Below are 24,761 nucleotides of genomic sequence, written 5' to 3'. Positions count from 1 at the left end.
GCGAAGGGCTCCGATGCGGCGGAGCCCTTTTCGTTTCCGCCGCTGCGGGCCGCGTTCAGTCCTCGACCGCGCCGCGCAGACCGTGCTTCTCGATGCGATAGCGCAAGGTCATGCGGCTCACGCCGAGCCGACGCGCGGCCTCCGACACATTGCCGCGCACGCGGTCCAGCGTGCGTTCGATCAGCCAGCGCTCGGCCTCGTCCAGCGTCATCGACGCGAACGGCACCGCGGCGGCGTCGGCACTGACGATGGTCGCCGACGGCAGGCCGAGGTCGGCGGCACCGATATCCCGCCCCTGGCACAGCAGCACGGCACGCTCGATCAGGTGCTTCAGTTCGCGCACATTGCCCGGCCAGTGATAGCGCTGCAGCGCCGACAGCGCGACCGGGTCGAAGCCGGGTTCGTCGAGCGCATAGCGGCGCGCCGTCTGCGCCGCGAAGTGGCGGGCCAGCAGGGTCACGTCGTTGCCGCGCTCGCGCAGCGGCGGCATGGTCAGCGTAACCACGTTGAGCCGGTAGTAGAGGTCGGCGCGGAACTGACCGGCGGCGATCATCGCCGGCAGGTCGCGATTGGTGCCGGCGACGAAGCGCGCGGCAATCGGCCGCTCACGCACCGAACCGACGCGCCGCACGACGCGTCGCTCGATCACGTTGAGCAGCTTGGCCTGCATGTCCAGCGGCAGCTCGCCGATTTCGTCGAGGAAGGCGGTGCCGCCCTCGGCCGCTTCGAGCAGACCGGCGCGCGCGCCCTGGGCACCGGTGTAGGCGCCCTTCTCATGGCCGAACAGTTCGGCTTCGATCAGTTCGCGTGGCAGCGAAGCGCAGTCGATCTGCACGAAAGGACGGTCCTGCAGCGGCCCGGCGCGATGCAGCAGGCGCGCCGCGACGTCCTTGCCGGTACCGGTTTCGCCGACGATGAGCACGGTGGGCGGCGGCGCGAGGCTGCTGCCGGTCAGCCCCGCCAGCGCGACCACCTGTTCGCGCGCCGCCCGCATGGCCGGACTGTCGCCGAGCAGCAGCGCGTTCTCACTGACCTGGCTGTGATGGCTTTCGCGGCTGCGCGAGTAATCGACCTTCTGCCTGAGGCCGGCGGTGCGCAGCACGCGCTCGACCACCAGTTGCAGCTCTTCCAGATCGACCGGCTTCTTCAGGTAGTCGGCGGCCCCCAGTTTCATCGCCCGCACCGCGTCCTCGACCTCGCCGTAGGCGGTCAGCACGACCACCGGCGCGGCACGATTGTCGCCATTCAGCTCAGCCAGCAGGTCGAGGCCGTGGCCGTCCGGCAGACGCAGATCGAGCAGCACCACGTCGGGCGCAAACCCACCCAGCGCCTCGCGCGCCTGCAGCAGCGTCGTCGCGTGCTGGCAGGCATAGCCGGCGCTGCCCAGCCGGCGCGTCACCGCGCGCGCGAACAGCGCCTCGTCCTCGACCAGCAGCAGGCGCGCCGCGGTGGATGGCGCCGGCGGCAAGGTTTCGTCGACGTCAATCGTTCCAGGGTTCGACAACATGCGCTTCCTTCGATGGCAGCACCATGACTGCTTCGGTGCCAGGGTCGTGATGGATGAATTCGAGCCGGCCACCATGCACGTCGCACACCTTTGCGGCGAACGGAATGCCCAGGCCGCTGCCCTGCAACTTGGTGGTGGCGACCGGCCGCAACCCACGCAGCGCCGGACTGCCGTTCATGCCGCTGCCGTGGTCGCGTACCGACAGCGACACCTGGCCGCCAACGCTGGCGTGCCGCAGCACGATCTCGCCGCCCGGCGATGACGCTTCGATGGCATTGATCAGCAGGCCGAGCAGCGCCTGTTCCATCAGCTGGGCGTCCAGTTCGACCATGCCGCCCTCGCCCCAGCCGATGCGCCGCAGCCGGATGCCACGCGCTTCCATGCGATCGCGCGCCAGCTGGGCAACGGTGTCGAACAGCGCCGTCACCTGCAGCGGCACGCGCTGCGGCTGCAACGGATGCAGGTAGGACAGCAGTGAATAGGTCCAGCCATCCAGGCGGTCGGCGGCGGCGATGATGCCGGCCAGCCCTTCCCTTACGTCGGCCGGCAACGCGGCGTCATCGATCACCTGCGCGGTGGCCCGTATGCTGGCCAGCGGATTGCGGATGTTGTGCGCCACCACCGGCACCAGCGCGCCCAGCGTGGCCTGTTTCTCGGCACACAGCAGCGCTTCGCGGCTGGCAGCCAGATCGGCCGCCATCGAATTGATCGCGTGCGACAGCCTGACCAGTTCGGCTGCACCGCGCTCCGGCACGCGGTGCTGCAGTTGTCCGCGGCTGATGTTGCGGGTGGCGTCCATGATGGCGGCGAGCGGCTCGGCCACGGCGCTGCGCAGATAGCGCCGGAACACGATGAAGATGACAGTGGCCAGCAGCAGCGGCAAGGCGAGCAGCCAGGGCACCACCGCGTGCAGCACACCGAGCCGGCGATCGACCGCGCGACGCTGTTGCTGCAGCTGGCTTTCGAACTCGCCGAGCCGCAGTTCGAAATCGTGGAATGCGCCGCGCTCCAGTTGAAGGTCGAGCCGGCTGCCCTCGGCACGCGCCGCGTCAGGCGATGCGCGCAGCAGCACTTCGCCATAGCCGCGCACGCCTTCGTAGGCCAGACGCAGCGCGTCGACGACTGTCCGCTCCTCGGGCTGTCGCACTTGTTGATAGACGAGGTCGAAGTGGCGATCGATGTCGTCGGCGTAATGCGCGAACTCGAGCGCCGCGCCGACATCGCCGAGAAAGGCGTGGTCGAACACCTCCTTGATCTGACGGTAGAGGCTGCCGCGCATCTCCAGTACCTCCGCGCTCATTCCGGCCAACCGGTCGCGTTCGCCGGCGGCCTCCTGCCACAGCTGCAGCCCGCCCCACCCCATCGCGCCGGAAAACAGCAGCAGACCGAGATAGAACGCTGCGTAACGCAGCTGCAGTCTTTTCAGGGAATGCGCTTCACCGACGAAATGGCTGGCCAAGGCCCGGACACGCCTCATGGTTGATCGGCGAAGACAGTGCAAGAAACACGCCCGGAACAAGGCGGCGTGCGGCGACCGACGACGACCGGCGCCGCCGTCACCCGCGGCGGCAGCGCGCGGACACCACATGACGATGGCGAGACCTCGCTGATGCGGTCGCCAGACGCATCGAGGACGACGTCACACGCGGAGAAACCACCCGAGGCGCACCGCCGGATGGCTGACTGAAACCATGTCGTGTCATATCAACCACCATGAGAAACCGTCTGTCATGGTGGACCGACGCCTCCCGACGCGCCCGGGAAACACACCTGCATTACCGGTGAGCTACACCTTGAGCAGGTGACGTCGGCATGTGCGATGGCAAGGGATGTGTCGGCGACGACCGGGCAAACGCACGCGCGAACTCGCGCATGACCGGTCAAGGCGGCGCTGGCGCCCGACGCAGGTCTTCGGAATCGGAGGCCGTGAACGAAAAAAAGCGCCCGGAAAAACAACCAGGCGCTTGATTCGAAAGGATTTTTCAGTGGCGGAGAGGGCGGGATTCGAACCCGCGTTAGGTTTTCACCTAAACACGCTTTCCAGGCGTGCGACTTAAACCACTCATCCACCTCTCCGCGAAGACGCGAGACTATATCAGAAACCCTGCCGCTTGTTTGCGCTCGGACGCGCCGCAAATGCGGTGGCCCAGAAAGCAGAAGGCCCGCTTTTGGCGGGCCTCTTGCCTTACAGGTGCCGACTTTCGCGCGGGTTGCGCGGTCGGTCTAGGGATAGGCGGGGTCGTGCCTTCAGTGATCTACGCCTCCGCCGGTCGGCGCGCTGCGCGCCGTGGTGCCGAGATTGGGGTAACGGACATGTTCGACCAGATCCTGCGTTTCGGCGTCGGGTGTCGGCGTCAGAAGACTGACGACGATGAGCACAATGAAACCGGTCGGAATGCCAAAGAAGCCGCATGAAATCGATTCGATGCCGAACCACGCGTTGCTGATGTCGCCGCCGAAGAAGGGATGCGTGATCGCCGCGTAATAGAGGCACATGCCGAGCCCGGCCACCATGCCGGCGACGGCACCTGCCATATTGGCCCGCTTCCAGAACACGCCGCACACCAGCGCCGGGAAGAAGGCCGACGCGGCAATCGAGAAGGCCAGCCCGACCATGAAGAGAATGTTGTCCGGCTTCAGCGAAGCGGTGTAGGCGGCGATCAGCGCCACCACCAGCAGCAGCGTCTTCGAAATGACCAGCCGGCGCTGGGTCGAGGCGTTCGGGTCGATCACCTTGTAATAGACGTCGTGCGACATCGCGTTGGCGATGGTCAGCAGCAGACCGTCGGCGGTGGACAGCGCCGCCGCCAGACCGCCGGCGGCGACCAGTCCGGAGATCACGTAGGGCAAGCCGGCAATCTCCGGCGTCGCCAGCACGATCACGTCGGTGTTCAGCGTCAGTTCGGCCAGTTGCAGGATGCCGTCGGCGTTGATGTCGTCTATCTTCACCAGCCCGACCTTGCCCCATGAGGCAACCCAGCCCGGCAAGGTGGAAATGGTCGAGCCGACCAGGTTGTTGTACACCTCCCACTTGGCGAACACCGCGTAGGCAGGCGCCGTGAAGTAGAGCAGGAAGATGAAGAACAGCGACCAGAAAACCGATTCGCGCGCTTCCTTGACGCTGGGCGTCGTGTAGTAGCGCATCAGGATGTGCGGCAGCGAGGCGGTGCCTATCATCAGGCAGATCACCAGCGCGATGAAGTTCAGGCGCTTGCTGTCCGAGTCCGCCTGGTCCTTGCCGACGTGCGCTTCGGTGTGCGCGAGTGGCGGCTTGGCCTTTGCCTCGGCCAGCCTGCGCGCCTCGCCCCACTTGCGCCGAGCTTCGGCCTCGGTCTTCGGGATGTTGCGCAGCGCCATTTCAGCGGCGGCGATCTGCTTGGCCGGCGCGTTGGCCGACTTCAGCTGGTCGAGCTTTGCGGTCAGTTGCGCGCGCTCGGCGTCGAGCGAGCCCGGCAGGCCCTGGATCTTACGGTCGAAATCGTCGGCCCTGGCCTTGTACAGCGCATTGACCTCGACCTCCTTCGGCGCCGCGAACAGTTCGGTCTCCTTGGCCGTCAACTTCTGCAGCACCTGACCATACATCGCCTGCGGCACCGGCACGCCGGTCACCTTGGTCGACAGGATGACCACCGGAATCAGGTAGGCGACGATGAGGATGATGTACTGCGCGACCTGGGTCCATGTCACCGCGCGCATACCGCCGAGGAAGGAACACACCAGGATGCCGGCCAGGCCGACGAATACGCCGACCTCGAACTCCAGACCGACGAAGCGGCTGGTGATCAGCCCGACACCGTAGATCTGCGCCACGACATAGGTGAAGGACGCGAGGATCGCAGCGACGACGCCGATCAGGCGCGCCAGGTTACCGCCGTAGCGGGCGCCAAGGAAATCGGGAATCGTGAATTCGCCGAACTTGCGCAGATAGGGGGCGAGAAAGAGCGCGACCAGACAGTAACCGCCGGTCCAGCCCATCACGAAAGCCAGGCCCTGGTATCCGCTGAAGTACAGCGTGCCTGCCATGCCGATGAAGGACGCGGCGGACATCCAGTCGGCGCCGGTCGCCATGCCGTTGAACAGCGCCGGCACCCGCCGGCCGGCGACGTAGTACTCGGCCACGTCGGCGGTACGGCTCATGACGCCGATGCCGGCGTACAGCGCGATGGTCGAAAACATGAAGATGTAGCCGATCCACTGCGACGACATGCCCAGCTGCTCGGCGACCGCCAGGAAGGCGACGAAGATGAAGAAGCCGCCGGCGTACCAGCTGTACATCTTCTTCAACTGCTGATTGAAGGCTGCCTGCGTGTGAGGCATGGTCAGCGGTCCTCGCTCACGCCGTACTCACGATCGAGCCGGTTCATCACGCGTGCGTAGTAGCCGATGATGATCACATAGACGATGAGCGCACCCTGCGCCCCCATGTAGAAGGCGAGCGGCCAGCCGAGGAAGATGATCTCGTTCAGCGAGCGCGCGAAATAGACCGGCACGAAGGTGACCAGGAACCAGATCGCCAGCAGAACCGCGGTGATGCGAAGATTCCGGCGCCAGTACTCACGGTGCCGTTCTGACAACTGCATACAGGTCTCCTCCTGTGGCGTCATGTCGGCGAAGTCACCGCGACGCCTTGTTTTCGTCATGCAAGCGCAGCGGCGAATCGCCGCGACATAAACACCCATGACGTGACGCACATGATGCAGTCCAATCTTACTGCCCGCTTACATCGCCTCGATATGGCGGTGCAGCATGGGTTCAGGGCAGCTGCCAGTCCATGCGAATGCGATCGAGCAGGCGCTGCGCCTGAACCATAGCCTGCTTCAGTACCACCCGGTCGAGCGCATTGAGTAGCCGCGGATCGATGCGGTTTGCCGTCGCCAGAATGCTTGTCGTCTCGCCCTGCCGCTGCAGCCTCAGCTGCTGGATGACGAAGAAGGCGCGGATCATCGCCTCGACGTCGTCGCCGGCCAGCCCGCCCTGCCGCGCAAGCGCCCGCAGGCGCGCGCTGGTCGAGCGGGCCGCGACGCCCTCGCGCAGGGCGAGCAGCCGCGCGCAGTCGGCGAAGATGCGCGCGCCGCCTGCCTTCAGATCCAGCGTGTGCGGTGCGTCGCGCACGTCATCGACGCGCAGGCGTCCCAACAGGCCCAGCGGTACGCGTGCGCGCAAGGCGTTCTGTGCCATCAGGCGCAGGAAGCGGGAGCCGGCAGCAGCCTGTGTCACCTGCTCCGTCAGCAGTGCGTCGGCCAGTGCGGCGTCACCATGCAGCCCCCGCAGATCGAAGAAGATGTTGGCCGCCAGCAGCGCCTCGGGCTGCGGTTCGGCGATCCAGTCGGCGAAGGCCTGGCGCCACTCGTCGAGCGACAGGCAGCAGCGCGGCTGACCGGCCATCACCCCGCCCTCGCACAGCGGAAAGCCGAGTTGCGCCAGCGCGCGGTTGATGTCGCAGGCAACACGCAGCAGCGCCGGTCGCACGCTGTCGGCGCTCAGGCCAGGCGGCGCCTCGAACACCAGCCCATTGTCCTGATCGGTGCAGAAGGTCTGTTCCATCCGCCCTTCCGAGCCGAAGGCCAGCCAGCACCAGCGCACGCGGTCGAACACCGCACCGTCAGGGTGAGTGGCGCGCACGAGGTCGATGGCGCGTGCGGTCAGCGCGTCGTTCAGCGCGGACAGATGCAGCGTCAGCGCCTCGGCCGAACTGCCGTCCTGCAACTGGGCGAGACCGAAGCGGCGCACCGCACGCGCGGCGTCGGCCAGCGCGTCCAGGTCGCCCGCAGAATGAATGCGACCGGCGAGCGAGCGGATGTCGCTGCGCAGCCTCGCGTACAGATCGTTCTGTGCAATCACGCCGAGCAACCGCTGGTCGTGATCGATCACGGCGATGTGGCGTACGTCGTGGCGGGCCATCAGCCGCGCCGCGTCCTCGCCGCTGCAGTCGGCGTCAAGCACGTGCAGCGGGCTGCTCATCACCCGCGCCACCGGGGTATCGAGCGACAGGCCAGGCAGCAGCACACGCCCCGGCAGATCGGGCAGCGTCAGGATGCCGACCGCGCGGCCGGCCTCGGTCACCAGCACCGAACCGACACGCTCGTCGTTCATGCGCGTCAGCGCTTCGCGCAGCGATGCATCCGCGGACACGCAGACGGCTGCGCGGCGGATCAGGCAATGCAGGGGGAGGTGGAGATCCGGCCCGCCGTGCGGCGGGCCGGAGATCGGTGGGGCGTCAGCTGAGCTCATCGGCACCACACCGGAACAGGCAGAGCCGCGGCGCGGGAGACGCGCCGCGGGCCCCGATCAGAGGGTTTGCGCCAGCTGGTCGAGGATGGCCGGGTTTTCCAGCGTCGAGGTGTCCTGAGTGATCTGCTCGCCCTTGGCGATCGAGCGCAGCAGGCGGCGCATGATCTTGCCCGAGCGGGTCTTCGGCAGGTTGTCACCGAAACGCAGGTCCTTCGGCTTGGCGATCGGACCGATCTCCTTGCCCACCCAGTTGCGCAGCTCGTTGGCGATCTGCTTGGCTTCGTCGCCGGTCGGGCGCGAACGCTTCAGCACGACGAAGGCGCAGATGGCTTCGCCGGTCAGATCGTCCGGACGGCCCACCACAGCGGCTTCTGCCACCAGCGGATGCGCCACCAGCGCCGACTCGATTTCCATCGTGCCCATGCGGTGACCCGACACGTTCAGCACATCGTCGATACGGCCGGTGATGGTGAAGTAACCGGTCTTCGCGTCGCGGATCGCACCGTCGCCCGCCAGGTAGTAACGACCCTGGAAGTCGGCCGGGTAGTAGCTCTTCACGAAACGGTCCGGATCGCCGTAGATGGTGCGGATCATCGACGGCCACGGCTTCTTGACGACCAGGATGCCGCCCTGGCCCCAAGGCACGTCATTGCCGGTTTCGTCGACGATGGCGGCCTGGATGCCCGGGAAGGGCAGCGTGCACGAACCCGGCACCATCGGCGTGGCACCCGGCAGCGGCGTGATCATGTGGCCGCCGGTTTCGGTCTGCCAGAAGGTATCGACGATGGGGCAACGGCTGCCGCCGACGTTCTGGTAGTACCACTCCCACGCAGCCGGATTGATCGGCTCGCCGACCGAACCAAGGATGCGCAGCGACGACAGGTCGTAGCTCTTCGGGTGCACAGCGTCGTTCGCATCGGCCGCCTTGATCAGCGAGCGGATGGCGGTCGGCGCGGTGTAGAACACGGTCACCTTGTGGTCCTGGATCATCTTCCAGAAGCGGCCGGCGTCCGGGTAGGTCGGCACGCCTTCAAACACGATTTCGGTCGAACCGCAGGCCAGCGGGCCGTAGGTGATGTAGGTGTGGCCGGTGACCCAGCCGATGTCGGCGGTACACCAGAAGACATCGGAGGGCTTGATGTCGAAGGTCCACTTCATCGTCAGGATGGCGTGCAGCAGGTAGCCACCGGACGAATGCTGGACACCCTTCGGCTTGCCGGTCGAACCCGAGGTGTAGAGCAGGAACAGCGGGTGTTCCGCCTCGACCCATTCCGGTTCGCAGGTGTCGGCCTGGCCTTCGAGTGCCTCGTGCAGCCACACGTCGCGACCGGCAACCATGTTGCAGGCGCCACCGGTGCGCTTGTAAACGATGACGGTCTTGCAGGACTCGCAGCCGCCCATGCCGAAGGCTTCATCGACGATGGGCTTGAGCGGGATGTTCTTGCCGCCGCGGCACTGTTCGTCGGCGGTGATCAGCATGACGGCGCCGGCGTCGCTGATGCGGTCGCGCAACGACTGGGCGGAGAAACCGCCGAACACCACCGAGTGGGTGGCGCCGATGCGGGCGCAGGCCTGCATCGCGACGATGCCTTCGATCGACATCGGCAGGTAGATGACGACGCGGTCACCCTTCTTGACGCCCTTCGAACGCAGTGCGTTGGCCAGGCGGCTGACGCGCACCAGCAGGTCGCTGTAGCTGACGCGGGTGACGGTACCGTCGTCCGCTTCGAAGATGATCGCGGTCTTGTCGCCGAGACCGGCCTGGATGTTGCGATCCAGGCAGTTGTAGGACACGTTCAGCTTGCCGTCTTCGAACCACTTGAAGAACGGGCGATTGTCTTCATTCAGGGTACGCGTGAACGGCGTCTGCCAAGTCACATGCTCGCGAGCCAGACGAGCCCAGTACCCCTCATAGTCGCGTTCCGCCTCGGCGCACAGAGCCTTGTAGGCATCCATGCCGGACACGGCGGCATTGCTCACCATGTCTTGCGAGGGCTGGTACACGCGAACTTCCGTAGCTTCAGACATACAACCTCCTCCGTCATCTCAAATCTGCAAGCAGGCGGATGGAAACCGCCGTGCAACGTACGGCCTTGTGGGCCGCCGACAGGCGCAGAACTACGCGCTCGTTTTTCTTCCATCGATTACAGCCTTTGCGGCTTACAGACCGCTTACGCTCGCGGACCGAAGCTGCAAGAACCGGATGGTAATATCGGCGCCGTCTTTTGTCTTATATTCGACTGCGCATGACTAATCTTGGACGTGTTCTAAAAAGCTGCATCTTTGCCAGTCGCTGGCTGCAAGCCCCGCTCTACTTCGGACTGATCGTCGCCCAGGCGGTGTATGTCTATCTGTTCATGGTCGAGCTGTCGCACCTGATCCACAAGATCGGCAACCTGACCGAAACCGACATCATGCTCATCGTTCTGGGCCTGATCGACGTGGTGATGATCGCCAACCTGCTCATCATGGTCATCGTCGGTGGCTACGAAACCTTCGTGTCGCGACTGAACCTGGAGGATCATCCGGATCAGCCGGAATGGCTGTCGCACGTCAACGCCGGCGTGCTGAAGGTGAAGCTGGCCACCGCCCTGATCGGCATTTCGGCCATCCACCTGCTGAAAACCTTCATCAACGCCGGCCAGCTCGACGACCGCATCGTGCTGTGGCAGGTGGTGATCCACATGGTGTTCGTCGTGTCGGCCATGGCCATGGCCTACACCGACAAGCTGATGACGCAGACGCTGGTGCTCAACAAGACGCACCACTGAGCGCAGCCCGGGCCGCCACGAGCGGCCCCCTTCAATACCCGAGGACCTTTCCATGAGCCAGCCCATTCGCCAGGACGACTTCATCCAGTCCATCGCCGACGCCTTCCAGTTCATTTCCTGTTATCACCCGCTCGACTTCATCCAGGCGCTGGGTGCGGCCTACGAGCGGGAACAGTCGCCGGCGGCACGCGACGCGATCGCGCAGATCCTGACCAACTCGCGCATGTGCGCGGAAGGCAAGCGCCCGATCTGCCAGGACACGGGTATCGCCGTGGTCTTCCTGAAGGTGGGCATGAACGTGCGCTGGGACGCCACGATGAGCGTCACCGACATGGTCAACGAAGGCGTGCGCCGCGCCTACATGCACCCGGACAACACGCTGCGCGCGTCGGTGCTGCTCGACCCGGCCGGCGCCCGCAAGAACTCGAAGGACAACACGCCGGCGGTCATCCACTACGAAATCGTGCCGGGTGACCACGTCGAAGTGATCTGCGCGGCCAAGGGCGGCGGCTCGGAGAACAAGTCCAAGATGGTCATGCTGAACCCGTCCGACTCCATCGTGGACTGGGTGCTGAAGACGGTGCCGACCATGGGCGCCGGCTGGTGCCCGCCGGGCATGCTGGGCATCGGCATCGGTGGCACGCCGGAAAAAGCCATGCTGCTGGCCAAGGAATCGCTGATGGAGCCGGTGAACATCCAGATCGTCGCCGACAAGGCGGCGCGTGGCGAAAAGCTCACGCGCATCGAGGAACTGCGGCTGGAACTGATGGAGAAGGTGAACGCGCTGGGCATCGGCGCCCAGGGCCTGGGCGGCCTGTCCACCGTGCTCGACGTGAAGATCCTCGACTACCCGACGCACGCCGCCTCGCTGCCGGTGGCGATGATCCCGAACTGCGCGGCCACCCGCCACGTGCATTTCCACCTCGACGGCTCGGGCCCGGCGAAGCTCCAACCGCCGCGCCTCGAAGACTGGCCGGCGGTGACCTGGCAGGCCGACACGAAGACCTCGAAGCGGGTCGATCTGGACACGCTCACGCCGGAAGAGGTCGCCTCGTGGAAGCCGGGCCAGACCCTGCTGCTGAACGGCAGGATGCTGACCGGCCGCGATGCCGCGCACAAGCGCATCGCCGACATGCTGGCCAAGGGCGAGAAGCTGCCGGTCGATTTCACTAACCGCGTCATCTACTACGTCGGTCCGGTCGATCCAGTGCGCGACGAAGTGGTCGGCCCGGCCGGCCCGACCACCGCCACCCGCATGGACAAGTTCACCGAAATGATGCTGGCGCAGACCGGCCTGATTTCGATGGTGGGCAAGTCGGAGCGTGGCCCGGCGGCGATCGAGGCCATCCGCAAGCACAAGAGCGCCTACTTGATGGCGGTCGGCGGTGCCGCCTACCTGGTGTCGAAAGCGATCAAGGCGGCGAAGGTGGTCGGCTTCGAGGACCTTGGCATGGAAGCGATCTACGAGTTCGACGTGGTCGATATGCCGGTCACTGTCGCCGTCGACTCCGGCGGCACCTCGGTGCACGAAACCGGTCCGAAGGAATGGCAGGCGAAGATCGGGAAGATTCCTGTCGCCACCGCGTGATAGTCTCCAGCGCTACCTGACGCCGGCACCGCCGGCCCGATAAGCGGACCGGCGCCAGTCGGTCCGCACTGCAACAACAGAGGCCGCCTGGAAGCGGTCCGTATTCCCCGCAGAAAAATCCGCCGTCGTGCCGCACAGGCACGGCTTCTGTCTTCCCGCGCGCAGTGCGTGCAGAACGGAGGCGACGCGATGATCTTCGAAGCAGGTCGCATATTCACGTTGGTCGGCTGGCCGGCTGTTCTTCTGCTCGCGTGGCTGGCCGGCGAGATCTTTCACCGCGGGCTGGCGATACCGCGCGTTTGCGTCTATTCGCTCGCCGGCATCGTCTACAGTGCCTGGGGCGGCGCGCCGCACGACGCCGAAACCCGGGCAGCCATGTCCTTCCTGGCTAATTTCTCGCTCGCGCTGTTCCTGTTCGAGCTGGGTCACCGCATCAACCTGCGCTGGCTGGTGACCAATTACTGGCTCACGCTGACCGGGATTGCCGAATCGCTGCTCACCTTCGTCGTGGTGCGCGCCATCGCCATTGCGATGGGCCAGCCGCCGGACATCGCGATGGTGCTCGGCGCACTGTCGGTGGCCACCTCGCCGGCCGCATTGGTGCGCGTGGTCAACGACCTGCGCGGTTCCGGCCAGGTAACCGAACGCGCGCTGCATCTGTGCGCCATCAACTGCCTGCTGTCGGTGCTGCTGATGAAGGGTGCGATCGGCTACTGGCAATTGCTGGCGTCCGGCAGCGTGGTCAGCGCGGTTTGGAACAGCGCCGCCATCCTCGCCGTGTCGGTCGGCTGCGGCATCCTGGTCGGCGTGCCACTGCCCTGGCTGCTGCGCCGGCTGCGCGCCGACGAACGTGGCGTCACCATCGTGTTCGCGCTGGCGGTGATGCTGGTCACCCTGCTCACCCAGGGCGTCAACGTGTCGCCCTTGCTGGCCGCGCTGACGCTGGGCGTGCTGATGCGGCGCAAGCGGCTGGTGCTGACGCCGGCGCAGCGCAACTTCGGGGTGCTGGGCGAACTGCTGACGCTGTTCCTGTTCGTGTTCGTTGCCGGCATGGCGACCTGGCCGACCACCGCTGCCGGACTGGCGCTGGCCGTGCTGCTGTCGCTCGGCCGCATCGCAGCGAAGATGAGCGCGACCGCCGCCTTTGCCCATGTAAGCGGAACCAGCACACGCAAGGGCGCGCTGACCGGGCTGGCGCTGGCACCACTGTCGACCTTCGCGCTGCTGCTGCTCGAATACAGTCGCACCGCCGGCTTCGGACTCGCCGACAGCGCGCTGTCGGCCATCGCCGGCATGGTGATCGTGATGGAATTCGTCGGGCCGGTGTTCGCCCAGTGGGCGCTGGTGCTGGCCGGCGAAGCACAGAGGACGGAGGACGCCTGATGCCGCTCGAAACCTTCCACGCCTCGTCGGCGCTCAGCATGGGCGTCGAACTCGAACTGCAGCTGGTCGGCGAACACGACCGCGACCTCGCGTCGGCGGCGGCCGACCTGCTGGAATTGGCGCAGCGTCAGACCTTTCCCGGCGACATCAAGCCGGAAATGACCGACAGCATGATAGAGGTGGCGACCGGCATCCATGACAGCCACGCCACGCTGCTTGCACAATTGCGCCTGATGCGCGATGCGCTGGTCAAGGATGCGACGCGGCTCAATGTATCGCTGTGCGGCGGTGGCACCCACCCGTTCCAGCAGTGGTCGGAACGGCGCATCTTCTCGGCACCGCGCTTCCAGCAGCTGTCCGGCCTCTACGGTTATCTGGCCAAGCAGTTCACGGTGTTCGGTCAGCACGTGCATATCGGCATGCCGGATCCGGACAGCGCACTGCGCGTGCTGCACGCGCTCGGACGCTATGTGCCGCACTTCATCGCACTGTCCGCGTCGTCGCCGTTCTCACAGGGCAGCGACACGCTGTTCGACTCGGCCCGGCTGAATTCGGTATTCGCCTTCCCGCTCAGCGGCCGTGCCCCCTTCGTGCTCGAATGGTCGCGCTTCGAGCGCGACTACTTCGCGCGGATGGAGGACACCGGCATCGTGCGCAGCATGAAGGATTTCTACTGGGACATCCGGCCCAAGCCCGAGTACGGCACGATAGAGCTGCGCGTCTGCGATACGCCGCTCGGCGTCGATCGGGCAGCACAGATCGCGGTTTACCTGCAGGCACTGTGCCGGCTCATCCTGTCCGGCGAGGATCCGGAGCCGGTGGAGGACGACTATCTCGTGTACACCTACAACCGCTTCCAGGCCTGCCGCTTCGGTCTCGACGGGCTGATCGTGCATCCGCGCAGCCACGCCGCGCTGCCGCTGCGCGACGACATCGCCGCCACGCTCGAACGGCTGGCACCGCACGCCGATGCACTGCGTTCGTCGGACGCACTGGACGCGCTGCATCGCATGGTCCGCGGCGGCGGTAACGACGCCACGCGACTGCGCGCGGTGCACGCCCGCACGCGCAACCTGCTGGCGGTGGTCGACGACGCGGTCGCCGCCTTCGCCCAATGAGCGGCATGGACATCCTGCTGTGGGCGATCGCGGCACTGCTGGTGCTGATCGGACTGGCCGGCGTCGTGCTGCCCGCCCTGCCCGGCATTCCGCTGATGTTCGGCGGCTTCCTGATGATGGCCTGGCTGGACGACTTCACCCACATCGGCAGCGTCACGCTGTCGCTGCTGGGCGCACTCACCGTGCTCGCCTGGTTGATCGATTTCGCGTCGGGCGTGATCGGTGCTCAGCGAGTGGGCGCCAGCACGCTGGCGCTGGTCGGCGCAGCAATCGGTACCGTGCTCGGGCTGTTCGCCGGCCTGATCGGCCTGCTGTTCGCACCGTTGGCAGGCGCAGCGATCGGCGAATTCATCGCGCGACGCGACGCACTGCAGGCCGCACGCGTCGGCGTGGCGACCTGGCTCGGCATGCTGATCGCCGCCGTCGCCAAGGTGGCCATCGCCTTCATGATGCTGGGCATCGCACTGGCCGCCTGGCTGATTTGACAGCCGCTTCAGCGCTTGCCGGTGTATTGCTCCTGCAGCGATCCCGCCGCACCGTCGGGTTGCGGAACATCACCGCCCTCGCCGACCACGACCGGAGTACTGCCCGCCGCCGATCCGGGCGCAGACGACGAACCCGGTGTGTCCTGCTGCGCAGGCGTGTCGGCAACCGGCACGAACAGCCAGTCGGCATGACGCAGATCGCCCGCCGGACGGGCAGCGGACGGCGCCGTCGGACCGAGCTGTCCGGGCACGGCCTGCGGCTGACCCGGGATGGGCGCGGACTGCTGCGCGAGCGGCGTCTTGAGGCCGGTCGCCACCTTGTCGCCGGTCGCATCGACCCAGCGCGGCAGCACGTGGATGCGCGCCACCTTTTCCGATCGGCTGTGTACTGCGCGGATCTGCCCCTGCGACATGACAAGTCCCCAGTCCCGGTTGTTGGTCATCGGGTCGACATAGATCTTGCGCAGATGACGCATCGGCACCTGATGCCGCTTGTCTTCGAGCAGATCCTCCAGCCGTGCCGGATAGGTTTTCGGCTCCGCCGGGGACGCGTCGTAGTAGCGCTGCAGCGCCCGCGAGAACTCGCCGCCGATGAACAGCAGTTCGCGTTCGCGTTCGGTCTGCGACAGCGTGGTCCACATCAGCGCGCTGCCGGCTGCAGCAATGCCCAGCGCGGCAACTGCGAACAGCAGCAGCAGATAGGAAAAGCCCCGCTGGTCCGCCCGCATCGCGTCAGAGGTCGGAATAGGCGACGCCGTCGCGCGACGTGCCTTCGGCACCGCTCTTCAGATCGGCCACACCGCTCTCGGTCGCCGAATCGCGCGGCGGCACGACGATCCAGGTTTCGCTGCTGTCGGTAACCGGGTCAAAGGGCAGCTTGCGCAGGTACTGCTTGTCGACCAGGTCCTGCAGGCTCTGCGGCCAGGCACCACGATCGCCGCGGAACTTGTCGATCGCATCGCGGGTGACCGCCAGCGTCTGCTTCAGCGTCGCCTCCTTCGAGCGGTCGAGATGTTCGAAGTAGCGAGGTGCGGCAATGGTCAGCAGCACAGCGATGATGGCCATGACCACCAGCAGCTCGATCAGCGTGAAACCGCGTTTGCGGACGAAAGTGAACATCACCAGTTCCGGTACGGAATGCCGTTCAGGCCGGTGCGGCCGGACAGCGAATAGACATCGAACACATCGGCGCCGGGTACCGGCTCGTCCGGCGGGCTGGCGTAGCTGCGCAGGCCCCAGGTCTGTTCGGGCGGCGTCGATGTATCGGGGTGGAAGGGGTCGCGCGGCAGCCGGCGCAGGAAGTAGATCTTCACGTCGTTCGGCTGCTTGACGTCGCGCACGCCATTGACGAGCACGTCGAGGCTGGGCGGGTAGCCGCTGGCACCGACCTTCTTCTCGATGCGCCCCTCGTCCCAGGCCTTCTTGTAATCGTCGAGCGCGGTACGGATCTGCCGCAGCGAGGTGCGCAGTTCGGCCTCGTTCGCGCGCACGCGCGCCAGTTCCATCATGGGCATGGCCATGGTGGCGAGAACGCCGACGATGGCGATCACCACCATCAGCTCGATCAGCGTGAAACCGCGGGAAAGACGTGTATGACGCAGCATGCACCGCAGGTTAACACAGCACCATCACGGCACCGTGACAGCACCTCTCGGCGGTTTTCCGCACCTGATCGTGAGCTCACTCGTGCAGCCCGCGCACCGCGTGGCAAGCATGCCGCGCGACTCAGCTCCAGGTGAGACATGTGGTAATCGCGGACAGCCCCTAACTCAGATGACTGCGCCAGGGCTGAGCACCCTCGTGTTCGCGCAGCCACACGTAGCGCTGCGAACGCCATTCGCGCAACGCATTGAGTGCGGTGTCGAAGTCGGCATAGGGCAGCTGATAAAGCAACTGCAGGTCGAATGGCGCATCGTGCTCGAGCGCGTCGAGCAACTGCCGGAAGATGGATGCGCTGTTTCCGCTGTCCGCGGCGTGCGCCTTTTCGAACACGACTTGCAGATGCATGGGCAATCCTCCCGGGCTGGTTCCGACCGACGGCGAGCTGCTGATTTAGCACGAAGCGGCGGTCGTCATCTATCGCGGCGCGCCGAGACTTTCTGTCCTTCGCGCGCGACGCGCGTCAGGCATAGCCCTGCGGGTTGCTGCGCTGCCAGTTCCACGCATCGGCGCACATCTGCGCGAGGTCGCGCCGCGCAACCCAGCCCAGAAGCCGGTTTGCGTGCGCCGGGTCGGCGTAGCACTGAGCGATGTCCCCCGGCCGCCGATCGACGATACGGTACGGCACGGCGCGTCCGCTTGCCTGCTCGAAGGCGCGTACGACCTCAAGCACGCTGTAGCCACGACCAGTACCCAGATTCACCGTCAGCAGACCGGCATGCTCTGCAAGGTAGTCGATGGCGCGCACGTGGCCTTGAGCGAGGTCAAGCACGTGGATGTAGTCGCGCACGCCGGTGCCGTCCGGCGTCGGCCAGTCACCGCCGAACACGCGCAACTCGGCCAGCTTGCCCACCGCCACCTGGCTGACGAAAGGCATCAGATTGTTCGGCAGTCCGTTAGGGTCTTCGCCGATCAGGCCGGATTCGTGCGCGCCGACCGGATTGAAGTAGCGCAGCAGTGCGATGCGCCAGGACGGATCGGCCACCACGAGGTCCTGCAGCAGGTACTCGACCATCCATTTCGAACGGCCGTAAGGATTGGTCGGCCCGGTCGGGAAATCCTCGCGGATGGGCACCGACGCCGGATCACCATAAACCGTGGCCGAGGACGAAAAGGCCAGCGTCTTCACCCCGGCTTCGGCCATCACCTCGCACAGCGCCACCGTGCCGCTGACGTTGTTGTCGTAGTACTCGAGCGGCTTCGCAACCGATTCGCCGACCGCCTTCAGGCCGGCGAAGTGGATCACCGCGTCGATGTCGTGCGCCGCAAACACCGCGCGCATCGCGGCGCGGTCGCGGACATCGGCCTGCACGAAGGCCTGCAGCCCCTGCCCGGCGATGCGTTCGACGCGCGTCAGAGATTCGCGCTTGCTGTTGCACAGGTTGTCTACAACCACCACCTGGTGGCCCGCAGCCATCAGTTCGATGCAGGTGTGCGAGCCGATATAGCCCGCGCCACCGGTGACCAGCACACGCGACATGGATATTCCCCGACAGGATTTCGATGCAGCGCCCGACAGCGGGCGGAGAACGCCGGGGCCTTCGTCGGCACCCGGCGAGGGACGATTTCAGTGGTGGTGGCCGTGGTCGCCGTGCACGTGACCGTGCGACAGCTCTTCCGCCGACGCCTGACGCACTGCCGACACCGAGCACGAGAACACCAGGGCGGTGCCAGCCAGCGGGTGATTGCCGTCGATCACGACGCGGTCGTCGGCAATGTCGGTCACGGTGTACAGGCCCTCTTCCTCGCCATCTTCGCTGACGCGCTCGAACTGCATGCCGACTTCGATATTGTCCGGGAAGTTCGCGCGCGATTCGATCTCGACCAGTTCTTCGTCGTACTCGCCGAAGGCATCTTCCGGCTGCAGCTTCACGACCACTTCGTCGCCGACGGTCTTGCCTTCAAGTGCTTCCTCGATCGGCTGGAAAATACCGCCGTAACCGCCGTGCAGATAGGCCAGCGGGGCTTCGCCCGGATCGACCATATTGCCGTCCGGATCCGTCACGCTGTACTTAAGGGTGACGACCGAGTTCTTGCTGATGAGCATTCCTGATTCCTTTCATGTGCAGTGCGCGCACGCGTTCGAGGACTTCCCCGGCGTGCCCGCGCGGATTCACGCCATATTGCGCGTAACGTATGACACCCTTCCGATCGATGATGAATGTCGAGCGGGTCATGCAGAACCGCAGCTTTCCGTCGACCTCGCGCTCGCGCCAGACGCCGTAGCGCCGACTGACCTCGCCATCGATGTCCGACAGCAGCCTGACCGTCAGGCCGTGCTTGTCGCGGAAATCTGCGTGTGTGAAACATTCGTCGCGGCTGACACCGAGCACGGTGCAGTCACAACGCCGGAAATCGTCGTCCAGATCGCTGAACTCGATGGCCTGGGCCGTACAGCCCGGCGTGTCGTCCTTGGCGTAGAAGTAGAGCACCATCAGGTGCTGCCCGAGCTGGTCGCCCAGATTGAACAGTTCCAGATCGGCATCCGGCAGTTCGAACAGCGGAGCGGGTTGTCCTGCATTCAACATGCGCACCTCCCATCCACACGACGCGACCACGAAACATCGCACGCTCTGGAGTCCGGCGGATTCTAGCAGGCAGGCTTGCTGCGCCGTTGTAAAAAAAGCCGTCGCCGCATTGCACAAATGTGGCCCTGACGCACCAAAGAGCATCACACCCCGGCTGAGTCGAACGTCCGTCAACAATCGACTTTATTGAATAACTTCAAATAGTTGAAAATTTTTCTTCAGAAAGAGCAATGACAAACAGAAAGTGGCCTGAGTCTTGCATTCCTTTTTCATCAGAACGCTGGGCTGCTCGCAGTGTGCGGAATGACCCCTTACTTGTCGTTGCAAATGAGGGCGTCATCCCGGATTGTGGGGGGCTGATGTTCTTGCAAAAATCTGGGCTCCACTTTGTCACTTTTTGTGAAAGGACAGGAATATGAAGAAAACCCTGCTTGTAGCAGCGCTTAGCGGCGTTTTCGCCGTAAGTGGCGCACAAGCCGCAAGTGTCACGTTGAGCGGCTCCTTCTTCGACCTTACCTACGACGACGCACTGACTGGTCTGTTTGGAACGCCAATCCTGGTTGGCAACACCATCACCTGGGCACCCTCCGGCAGCCCGGGTTTTTCCGCCTCAAGCTACGGAAACGGTATTCAGGTAACGAATTCGACCTTCGCCCTGACCGTTACAGCAAAGGACAATTACCTGATTAATGGTGCGTCCTTGGTTGAAGCCGGCGATTACTTCTTCTTCGGGACGGGCTCAGGCGTCAGCGCGACGGGCCAGTTGCGTGGTCGAAGCCTGGATGTTGGTGGTGCGCCGACCAGTGTGTCTTCTATCGGAGCAAGCGGCTTCTCTGCCAACTCAGAGTTCGATTTTTCGACCTCTGACTGGTCCGCCACTGCCTTGGTAACGCTGGACGAAGCATCCAAGTCCGCAACCTTCACGATTCAGAATATTCTCGCTGCTTACAATCCGCCGGGTTCCTTCCCGACAGCAGCTTTCATCGAGAAAAAGAGCGTCGACCTCTCTGTGGCTGTCACAGCTGTGCCCGAAGCGGATACGTACATGATGATGCTGGCTGGCCTAGGCATGATCGGCCTGATGGCAAAGCGTCGCATGGGCTGAGCTTCACCTGCCTGAAAACAAAAAAGCACCTTCGGGTGCTTTTTTGTTGCCTGGTCGAAGCATCCGGACCTGCTGCGCCGCAACACTGTCAAGAATATCGACAGCCGGAACCTAGTACTTCGGTATTAGATCCCCGCCCGAACATCCTGTCATCCGGGCGCCACGGCAAAAATCCATTTCTTTTCATCGCACTGCACAAACCACACGGACCGGCGTTGGCTGGCAGGGTGCACGCGAACAAATACCACCCTGTAACAATTGTCGACAATCGACACCCGGCCTGCTTGCGCCTTTACGAATAACTGTATAAAAATACAGTTCTCGTACAGCAAGCACCTGCCCCATGTCGAACGACAGCCTGACGCCCCGCCAGCAGGAAATCCTGCAACTGATTCGTGACGCCGTCAGCGAACGTGGCAGCCCGCCCACGCGGGCCGAGATCGCGCAGGCCTTCGGCTTCCGTTCGCCGAACGCCGCCGAAAGCCATCTGCGCACACTGGCACGCAAGGGCGTCATCAGTCTCGACGAAGGCCGCGCACGCGGCATCCGGCTGTCCGAGCCGGCAGGCATTCCACTCATAGGCCGGGTCGCGGCCGGCAATCCCATTCTTGCCGACGCCCACGTGCAGGGACGCTATCAGGTAGACCCGTCGATGTTCTCGCCACGCGCCGACTATCTGTTGCGGGTGCGGGGCTTGAGCATGCGCGACGCTGGCATCCTCGACGGCGACCTGATCGCCGTCCATGCCACCTCCGAAGCACACAACGGCCAGATCATCGTCGCCCGGCTGCACGATGAAGTGACCGTGAAGCGGCTACGCCGCAGTGGCGCACAGGTCGAGCTGCTGCCGGAAAATCCCGAGTTCAGCCCCATCGTCGTCGACACCCGGCGCGACCCGCTGGTGATCGAGGGCGTCATGGTGGGGCTGATCCGCAACGGCAACGCGGTCTGACGCGATGAGCGCCTCCAGCCTGCATACCCTGTTGCACCGTCCGGATGTCTGGCGTGCCAACGACACGGCGGCGGACGCGTGCCCCACCGTGTCCACCGGTCATCCGGCGCTCGACGCCGAACTGCCCGGCGGAGGCTGGCCGATTGGCGACATGAGCGAAGTGCTGACCGACTGCTGCGGGCACGGTGAAGTCTCCCTGCTGCTGCCCATGCTGGCGCAAGCCAGTCAGGCCGATGGCTGGGTGGCCTGGGTGGCGCCGCCTTGGTATCCGAATGTTTCGGCGCTCGCCGCCGCGGGCCTGTGCACGCCTCGCATGCTGATGATTCAGGCGGGTAGTGCCGGCGAGCGTGTCTGGGCGCTGCGTCACGCACTCAACTCGGGTGCGTGCAGCGCAGTCGCCGGCTGGCTCGACCGGGTGGACACGGCCCTGCTGCGCCGGCTGCAGCTGGCGGTGCGTGAAGCCGCGCTGCCGCTGGTGCTGTTCCGCCCCGCCTCCGACGCACATATGGCCTCGCCAGCCGCCTTGCGCCTGCAGGTATCCGGCGCTGCGGAAGGCGAGGTGCGCATCGACATCCTGAAACGACGCGGTCGCCCAGCCAACCGAGCGGTTCACCTCGGCACCCGTCCGGGCCTCCCGGTACGGCGTGCCGACATCGCGCGCCAGCGCCCTGTCCTGGCGCTGGTCGGCTGACAGGCCTGCGCCATGGATCTGCGTACAACATGCTCTGGCTGGCACTGGTCTTTCCCGAGTGGCCGCTGCAGGCGCGCTTCCGTGCTCAGGCCCACACACAGCCGCTGGCGGTGGCGGAGAAGCAGCGTGTGGTCGCGCTGGATGCGACAGCGCTGGCTCAGGGCGTGCGCCCCCGCCAGCGGGTGGCCGACGCACTGGCACTAGCGCCCGACCTGCTGATCAGCCCGCGCGACAGCCGGGTGGAAGATGCGGCTCTGAAGGACGCCGCCGGCTGCGCTCTGCATTTCACCCCTCATGTCGCCCTGGCAACCGACGGACTGCTGCTGGAAGTCGCCGGCAGCATCCGTCTGTTCGGCGGCCTCGACGGTCTGCTGCGTGCCTTGCGCAGTGCGCTGGCTGCCGCTGGCTTTCATGCACTCAGCGCCTGTGCACCGACACCGCGTGCTGCACGCTGGCTGGCTCTCGGCACACCCGGGCGAACGATACGCGGTCCAGGAGCCTTGCCGGCAGCGCTGGCCGCATTGCCGCTCGACGTGACCGAAGCTGGCGAGACACGACTGGCCACCTTGCGCGAAGCCGGTCTGCGCAGCGTGGGAGACGCGATGAAGCTGCCGCGCGACGCACTGGCGCTGCGCGATGCACAGGCCCTGCGTCGCCTGATCGATCAGGCGCTCGGTCAGACCGCCGATCCGCGCATGTTCTTCTCGCCGCCTCCGGAAATCGACAGCCGGATCGAACTGCCGGTACCGCGTCACGATGCCGATGTACTGCTGTTCGCCGCCAGCCGGCTGTTCAACAGTGCGTGCACCCAGCTGGCCGCGGCACACGCCGGTATCGCCGAATGCCTGCTCGAACTGCAGCACGAGCACGAAGCACCCACCCGGCTGGAGTTGCGCACCGGTACCCCTTCCCACGACGCCCGCCTGCTTGCATCGCTGACGCGCGAGCATCTGGCGCGCATCACCCTGCCGGAAGCGGTCACCGCGCTGAGACTGCGGGCACCCGACTGGATCGAGCTGCCCGGCCGCAGCCGCGACCTGTTTGGCACCCAGGCGCCCTCGCCACAGGACAGGCAGGAAGCCCGCGACGTGCTGGTCGAACGGCTGCGCGCCCGCCTCGGTCGCGATGCGGTCTACAGCCTGTCGGCGAGTGGCGACCACCGACCGGAACGGGCGCAGCGGCGGGATGAACCGGGTCGTGCGCAGCCGGCTGCCGGCAAGCCGCAGCGTCCCCTGTGGCTGCTGCCGGAACCCGAACTGCTGGCCGAACGCGACGGTCAGCCCTGGCGCAACGGGCCGTTGCATTGCCTCGGCCGCGCCGAACGGATCGAGGCCGGCTGGTGGGACGACGCTGGCGACAACGACCATCCGGCCGAAGCACTGCGCGATTACTACATCGCCGTCGGACCACGTCAGGAACGGTTGTGGATCTATCGAGAACACAGGGCACCGCATCGCTGGTATCTGCAGGGACTGTTCGCCTGAAGTAGCATCCGTCCCGACATATTGCGCACGATGAAACGACGACCATGGACACCCTTCAGACACTCACTTCCACCTTCGCACACGCCGGACAGGTCACCTGGATAGGCGTCCGTCCGGCGCGGATGCAGCCGCTGCGCGTCGTCGACACGGTGCAGGCCATCGAATCGCTCGGCCTCGAAGGTGACCGCTACGCCAGCCCGGACGGCAAGCGGCAGGTCACATTGATCCAGGCCGAACACCTGCAGACAGTGGCCGACCTGCTCGGTCTGGGCGAGGTCGATCCCGGCCTCGTGCGACGCAATATCGTGGTCAGCGGTCTGAATCTGCTGGCACTCAAAGGCAAGCGCTTTCGCGTCGGCGATGCGCTGCTGGAATACACCGGCACCTGCGACCCGTGCTCGCGCATGGAAACCAATCTGGGCAAGGGCGGCTACAACGTGATGCGCGGCCACGGCGGCATCACCGCGCGCGTGCTGCGCAGCGGTCTGATCCGTCAGGGCGATGCGGTGACGCCCGAGAACGAATGAACGGGTCTGTTCTCCTACCCGCGCGATAATCGCTGCATCAGAAGAAGGAAAAAAACGACATGGATCGAAGACGCGTACTGACCACCCTGCTTGCCGGCGGTGCCGCCGCCCCGCTGGCCTTCGACGCACTGGTGCGCGAAGCGCTCGCCCGTGACAGCCGTACCGGCTTGCGCGGCTTCCGTGGCGACGTCAGCGTCAATGGCGCGCCAGCGAACTTTCACATGGAAATCCGTCCGGGCGACACGATACGTACCGGCCCGGGCGCCGAAGCGATCTATGTGCTCGGTCGCGACGCCTTCCTGCAGCGCGGCGAATCGCATGTCGCCTTCGGCAGCGGTGCCGCCGCCGACCTGATGCGGGTGATCACCGGCAAGCTGCTGTCGGTGTTCGACCGCGGCCAGAAACGCATCGCCACGCCGGCAGCGACGATAGGCATACGCGGCACCGGCTGTTACATCGAAGCGGCCGAGGAACGGACCTACTTCTGCCTGTGCTACGGCGAAGCGGAACTGGCGCGCAACAGCGATCCGGACCAGCGTGAAACCGTGCGCACCCGGCACCACGACAAGCCGATGTGGCTCAGCGACAAACCCGGCACCGACATGATGTCGGCCGCCAGCGTCATCAATCACACCGACGCCGAACTGACGCTGCTCGAAGGTCTGGTCGGCCGCAAGCCACCCTTCGCCGGCATCGGCTGGCCGCCATCCACCGGCTATTGATGCACGCTGC

General features: G+C 65.5%; 24 protein-coding genes and 1 tRNA gene. 11 read left to right on the top strand and 14 right to left on the bottom strand.

Translation table 11 applies throughout. The features are described 5' to 3' along the window. Positions 1 to 55: 55 nt before the first annotated feature. The 7 genes from WJU27_RS03495 to acs form a co-directional block, all read right to left on the bottom strand. Positions 56 to 1,507 carry a sigma-54-dependent transcriptional regulator gene (locus WJU27_RS03495; protein ID WP_341421137.1) on the bottom strand — a complete coding sequence of 484 codons (1,452 nt, stop codon included), beginning with the start codon at positions 1,505 to 1,507 and terminating at the stop codon, positions 56 to 58. After that, a complete protein-coding gene (locus WJU27_RS03490; protein WP_296812018.1) occupies positions 1,482 to 2,984 on the bottom strand; it encodes a sensor histidine kinase in 1,503 nt (500 codons plus the stop codon). Before WJU27_RS03490 ends, WJU27_RS03495 begins: the two co-directional genes overlap by 26 nt. A gap of 509 nt (positions 2,985 to 3,493) precedes the next feature. After that, positions 3,494 to 3,583 (bottom strand) — tRNA-Ser (locus tag WJU27_RS03485). A 171-nt stretch (positions 3,584 to 3,754) separates the two neighbouring features. After that, positions 3,755 to 5,824 (bottom strand): sodium:solute symporter family protein, encoded by a 2,070-nt coding sequence (locus WJU27_RS03480; RefSeq protein ID WP_341421136.1) that lies wholly within the window; start codon positions 5,822 to 5,824, stop codon positions 3,755 to 3,757. Positions 5,825 to 5,826: 2 nt separating this feature from the next. Then, entirely contained in the window at positions 5,827 to 6,087 is a 261-nt protein-coding gene (locus tag WJU27_RS03475; protein ID WP_341421135.1) for a DUF4212 domain-containing protein, read from the bottom strand. A 172-nt stretch (positions 6,088 to 6,259) separates the two neighbouring features. Next, positions 6,260 to 7,738 carry a DUF294 nucleotidyltransferase-like domain-containing protein gene (locus tag WJU27_RS03470; protein ID WP_341421134.1) on the bottom strand — a complete coding sequence of 493 codons (1,479 nt, stop codon included), beginning with the start codon at positions 7,736 to 7,738 and terminating at the stop codon, positions 6,260 to 6,262. Positions 7,739 to 7,795: 57 nt separating this feature from the next. Beyond that, positions 7,796 to 9,766: an acetate--CoA ligase gene (acs, locus tag WJU27_RS03465; RefSeq protein WP_029143723.1), complete on the bottom strand. Its 1,971-nt coding sequence runs from the start codon at positions 9,764 to 9,766 to the stop codon at positions 7,796 to 7,798. 218 nt (positions 9,767 to 9,984) lie between these two features. Between acs and WJU27_RS03460 the strand changes: the two genes are divergently transcribed. The 5 genes from WJU27_RS03460 (at position 9,985) to WJU27_RS03440 (ending at position 15,083) form a co-directional block, all read left to right on the top strand. Beyond that, on the top strand, positions 9,985 to 10,509 hold the full coding sequence (locus tag WJU27_RS03460) for a TIGR00645 family protein (protein ID WP_029143724.1): 525 nt from the start codon (positions 9,985 to 9,987) through the stop codon (positions 10,507 to 10,509). Between the two features lie 52 nt (positions 10,510 to 10,561). After that, positions 10,562 to 12,097, top strand: coding sequence for a fumarate hydratase (locus WJU27_RS03455; protein ID WP_341421133.1), 1,536 nt, complete (start codon positions 10,562 to 10,564; stop codon positions 12,095 to 12,097). A gap of 189 nt (positions 12,098 to 12,286) precedes the next feature. Then, the gene (locus WJU27_RS03450; RefSeq protein ID WP_020164970.1) at positions 12,287 to 13,480 is read left to right on the top strand and encodes a cation:proton antiporter; all 1,194 of its coding nucleotides are present in this window, start codon (positions 12,287 to 12,289) and stop codon (positions 13,478 to 13,480) included. Next, the gene (locus WJU27_RS03445; protein ID WP_019917933.1) at positions 13,480 to 14,598 is read left to right on the top strand and encodes a YbdK family carboxylate-amine ligase; all 1,119 of its coding nucleotides are present in this window, start codon (positions 13,480 to 13,482) and stop codon (positions 14,596 to 14,598) included. Before WJU27_RS03450 ends, WJU27_RS03445 begins: the two co-directional genes overlap by 1 nt. A gap of 5 nt (positions 14,599 to 14,603) precedes the next feature. Next, positions 14,604 to 15,083, top strand: a complete 480-nt coding sequence (locus WJU27_RS03440) for a DUF456 domain-containing protein (protein ID WP_020164971.1) — start codon at positions 14,604 to 14,606, stop codon at positions 15,081 to 15,083. Between the two features lie 8 nt (positions 15,084 to 15,091). Here WJU27_RS03440 and WJU27_RS03435 read toward each other — a convergent pair whose 3' ends face one another. From WJU27_RS03435 to WJU27_RS03405, 7 genes are all read right to left on the bottom strand, one after another. Then, on the bottom strand, positions 15,092 to 15,811 hold the full coding sequence (locus WJU27_RS03435; protein ID WP_341421129.1) for a hypothetical protein: 720 nt from the start codon (positions 15,809 to 15,811) through the stop codon (positions 15,092 to 15,094). A gap of 4 nt (positions 15,812 to 15,815) precedes the next feature. Further along, positions 15,816 to 16,202, bottom strand: coding sequence for a type II secretion system protein (locus WJU27_RS03430; RefSeq protein ID WP_020164973.1), 387 nt, complete (start codon positions 16,200 to 16,202; stop codon positions 15,816 to 15,818). Then, positions 16,202 to 16,687, bottom strand: coding sequence for a type II secretion system protein (locus WJU27_RS03425; protein ID WP_296812037.1), 486 nt, complete (start codon positions 16,685 to 16,687; stop codon positions 16,202 to 16,204). Before WJU27_RS03425 ends, WJU27_RS03430 begins: the two co-directional genes overlap by 1 nt. A gap of 160 nt (positions 16,688 to 16,847) precedes the next feature. Next, positions 16,848 to 17,090 carry a hypothetical protein gene (locus WJU27_RS03420; protein ID WP_296812039.1) on the bottom strand — a complete coding sequence of 81 codons (243 nt, stop codon included), beginning with the start codon at positions 17,088 to 17,090 and terminating at the stop codon, positions 16,848 to 16,850. Between the two features lie 115 nt (positions 17,091 to 17,205). Next, complete coding sequence (gene galE / locus WJU27_RS03415; protein ID WP_296812042.1) at positions 17,206 to 18,222, bottom strand: UDP-glucose 4-epimerase GalE; 1,017 nt, start codon at positions 18,220 to 18,222, stop codon at positions 17,206 to 17,208. A gap of 87 nt (positions 18,223 to 18,309) precedes the next feature. Beyond that, positions 18,310 to 18,789, bottom strand: a complete 480-nt coding sequence (locus WJU27_RS03410) for an FKBP-type peptidyl-prolyl cis-trans isomerase (RefSeq protein ID WP_019917925.1) — start codon at positions 18,787 to 18,789, stop codon at positions 18,310 to 18,312. Continuing rightward, positions 18,755 to 19,414, bottom strand: coding sequence for a peroxiredoxin (locus tag WJU27_RS03405; RefSeq protein ID WP_341421623.1), 660 nt, complete (start codon positions 19,412 to 19,414; stop codon positions 18,755 to 18,757). Before WJU27_RS03405 ends, WJU27_RS03410 begins: the two co-directional genes overlap by 35 nt. Before the next feature lie 271 nt (positions 19,415 to 19,685). Here WJU27_RS03405 and WJU27_RS03400 point away from each other — a divergent pair, with 271 nt between their 5' ends. The 6 genes from WJU27_RS03400 (at position 19,686) to WJU27_RS03375 (ending at position 24,751) form a co-directional block, all read left to right on the top strand. Continuing rightward, complete coding sequence (locus WJU27_RS03400) at positions 19,686 to 20,375, top strand: PEP-CTERM sorting domain-containing protein (RefSeq protein ID WP_341421127.1); 690 nt, start codon at positions 19,686 to 19,688, stop codon at positions 20,373 to 20,375. A gap of 343 nt (positions 20,376 to 20,718) precedes the next feature. Further along, positions 20,719 to 21,327: a transcriptional repressor LexA gene (lexA, locus tag WJU27_RS03395; RefSeq protein ID WP_341421126.1), complete on the top strand. Its 609-nt coding sequence runs from the start codon at positions 20,719 to 20,721 to the stop codon at positions 21,325 to 21,327. A 4-nt stretch (positions 21,328 to 21,331) separates the two neighbouring features. Next, the gene (gene imuA / locus WJU27_RS03390) at positions 21,332 to 22,018 is read left to right on the top strand and encodes a translesion DNA synthesis-associated protein ImuA (protein WP_341421125.1); all 687 of its coding nucleotides are present in this window, start codon (positions 21,332 to 21,334) and stop codon (positions 22,016 to 22,018) included. 29 nt (positions 22,019 to 22,047) lie between these two features. Then, complete coding sequence (locus WJU27_RS03385) at positions 22,048 to 23,502, top strand: Y-family DNA polymerase (RefSeq protein WP_341421124.1); 1,455 nt, start codon at positions 22,048 to 22,050, stop codon at positions 23,500 to 23,502. A gap of 44 nt (positions 23,503 to 23,546) precedes the next feature. After that, positions 23,547 to 24,029 carry an MOSC domain-containing protein gene (locus WJU27_RS03380; RefSeq protein WP_304008243.1) on the top strand — a complete coding sequence of 161 codons (483 nt, stop codon included), beginning with the start codon at positions 23,547 to 23,549 and terminating at the stop codon, positions 24,027 to 24,029. A gap of 59 nt (positions 24,030 to 24,088) precedes the next feature. Then, on the top strand, positions 24,089 to 24,751 hold the full coding sequence (locus tag WJU27_RS03375) for a hypothetical protein (protein ID WP_020164980.1): 663 nt from the start codon (positions 24,089 to 24,091) through the stop codon (positions 24,749 to 24,751). Positions 24,752 to 24,761: the final 10 nt, after the last annotated feature.

The organism is Methyloversatilis sp. NSM2, assembly GCF_038066675.1.
GTDB lineage: Bacteria > Pseudomonadota > Gammaproteobacteria > Burkholderiales > Rhodocyclaceae > Methyloversatilis > Methyloversatilis discipulorum_A.
The sequence above is the reverse complement of the archived record's forward strand: the minus strand, read 5'-3'. Positions and strand labels throughout refer to the sequence as shown.

Bases quoted from the DNA above. Each gene is read 5' to 3' on its own strand.
- WJU27_RS03495 (WP_341421137.1), bottom strand. From the start codon at position 1,507: ATGTTGTCGAACCCTGGAACGATTGACGTCGACGAAACCTTGCCGCCG.
- WJU27_RS03490 (WP_296812018.1), bottom strand. From the start codon at position 2,984: ATGAGGCGTGTCCGGGCCTTGGCCAGCCATTTCGTCGGTGAAGCGCAT.
- WJU27_RS03480 (WP_341421136.1), bottom strand. From the start codon at position 5,824: ATGCCTCACACGCAGGCAGCCTTCAATCAGCAGTTGAAGAAGATGTAC.
- WJU27_RS03475 (WP_341421135.1), bottom strand. From the start codon at position 6,087: ATGCAGTTGTCAGAACGGCACCGTGAGTACTGGCGCCGGAATCTTCGC.
- WJU27_RS03470 (WP_341421134.1), bottom strand. From the start codon at position 7,738: ATGAGCTCAGCTGACGCCCCACCGATCTCCGGCCCGCCGCACGGCGGG.
- acs (WP_029143723.1), bottom strand. From the start codon at position 9,766: ATGTCTGAAGCTACGGAAGTTCGCGTGTACCAGCCCTCGCAAGACATG.
- WJU27_RS03460 (WP_029143724.1), top strand. From the start codon at position 9,985: ATGACTAATCTTGGACGTGTTCTAAAAAGCTGCATCTTTGCCAGTCGC.
- WJU27_RS03455 (WP_341421133.1), top strand. From the start codon at position 10,562: ATGAGCCAGCCCATTCGCCAGGACGACTTCATCCAGTCCATCGCCGAC.
- WJU27_RS03450 (WP_020164970.1), top strand. From the start codon at position 12,287: ATGATCTTCGAAGCAGGTCGCATATTCACGTTGGTCGGCTGGCCGGCT.
- WJU27_RS03445 (WP_019917933.1), top strand. From the start codon at position 13,480: ATGCCGCTCGAAACCTTCCACGCCTCGTCGGCGCTCAGCATGGGCGTC.
- WJU27_RS03440 (WP_020164971.1), top strand. From the start codon at position 14,604: ATGGACATCCTGCTGTGGGCGATCGCGGCACTGCTGGTGCTGATCGGA.
- WJU27_RS03435 (WP_341421129.1), bottom strand. From the start codon at position 15,811: ATGCGGGCGGACCAGCGGGGCTTTTCCTATCTGCTGCTGCTGTTCGCA.
- WJU27_RS03430 (WP_020164973.1), bottom strand. From the start codon at position 16,202: ATGTTCACTTTCGTCCGCAAACGCGGTTTCACGCTGATCGAGCTGCTG.
- WJU27_RS03425 (WP_296812037.1), bottom strand. From the start codon at position 16,687: ATGCTGCGTCATACACGTCTTTCCCGCGGTTTCACGCTGATCGAGCTG.
- WJU27_RS03420 (WP_296812039.1), bottom strand. From the start codon at position 17,090: ATGCATCTGCAAGTCGTGTTCGAAAAGGCGCACGCCGCGGACAGCGGA.
- galE (WP_296812042.1), bottom strand. From the start codon at position 18,222: ATGTCGCGTGTGCTGGTCACCGGTGGCGCGGGCTATATCGGCTCGCAC.
- WJU27_RS03410 (WP_019917925.1), bottom strand. From the start codon at position 18,789: ATGCTCATCAGCAAGAACTCGGTCGTCACCCTTAAGTACAGCGTGACG.
- WJU27_RS03405 (WP_341421623.1), bottom strand. From the start codon at position 19,414: ATGCTCTTTGGTGCGTCAGGGCCACATTTGTGCAATGCGGCGACGGCT.
- WJU27_RS03400 (WP_341421127.1), top strand. From the start codon at position 19,686: ATGAAGAAAACCCTGCTTGTAGCAGCGCTTAGCGGCGTTTTCGCCGTA.
- lexA (WP_341421126.1), top strand. From the start codon at position 20,719: ATGTCGAACGACAGCCTGACGCCCCGCCAGCAGGAAATCCTGCAACTG.
- imuA (WP_341421125.1), top strand. From the start codon at position 21,332: ATGAGCGCCTCCAGCCTGCATACCCTGTTGCACCGTCCGGATGTCTGG.
- WJU27_RS03385 (WP_341421124.1), top strand. From the start codon at position 22,048: ATGCTCTGGCTGGCACTGGTCTTTCCCGAGTGGCCGCTGCAGGCGCGC.
- WJU27_RS03380 (WP_304008243.1), top strand. From the start codon at position 23,547: ATGGACACCCTTCAGACACTCACTTCCACCTTCGCACACGCCGGACAG.
- WJU27_RS03375 (WP_020164980.1), top strand. From the start codon at position 24,089: ATGGATCGAAGACGCGTACTGACCACCCTGCTTGCCGGCGGTGCCGCC.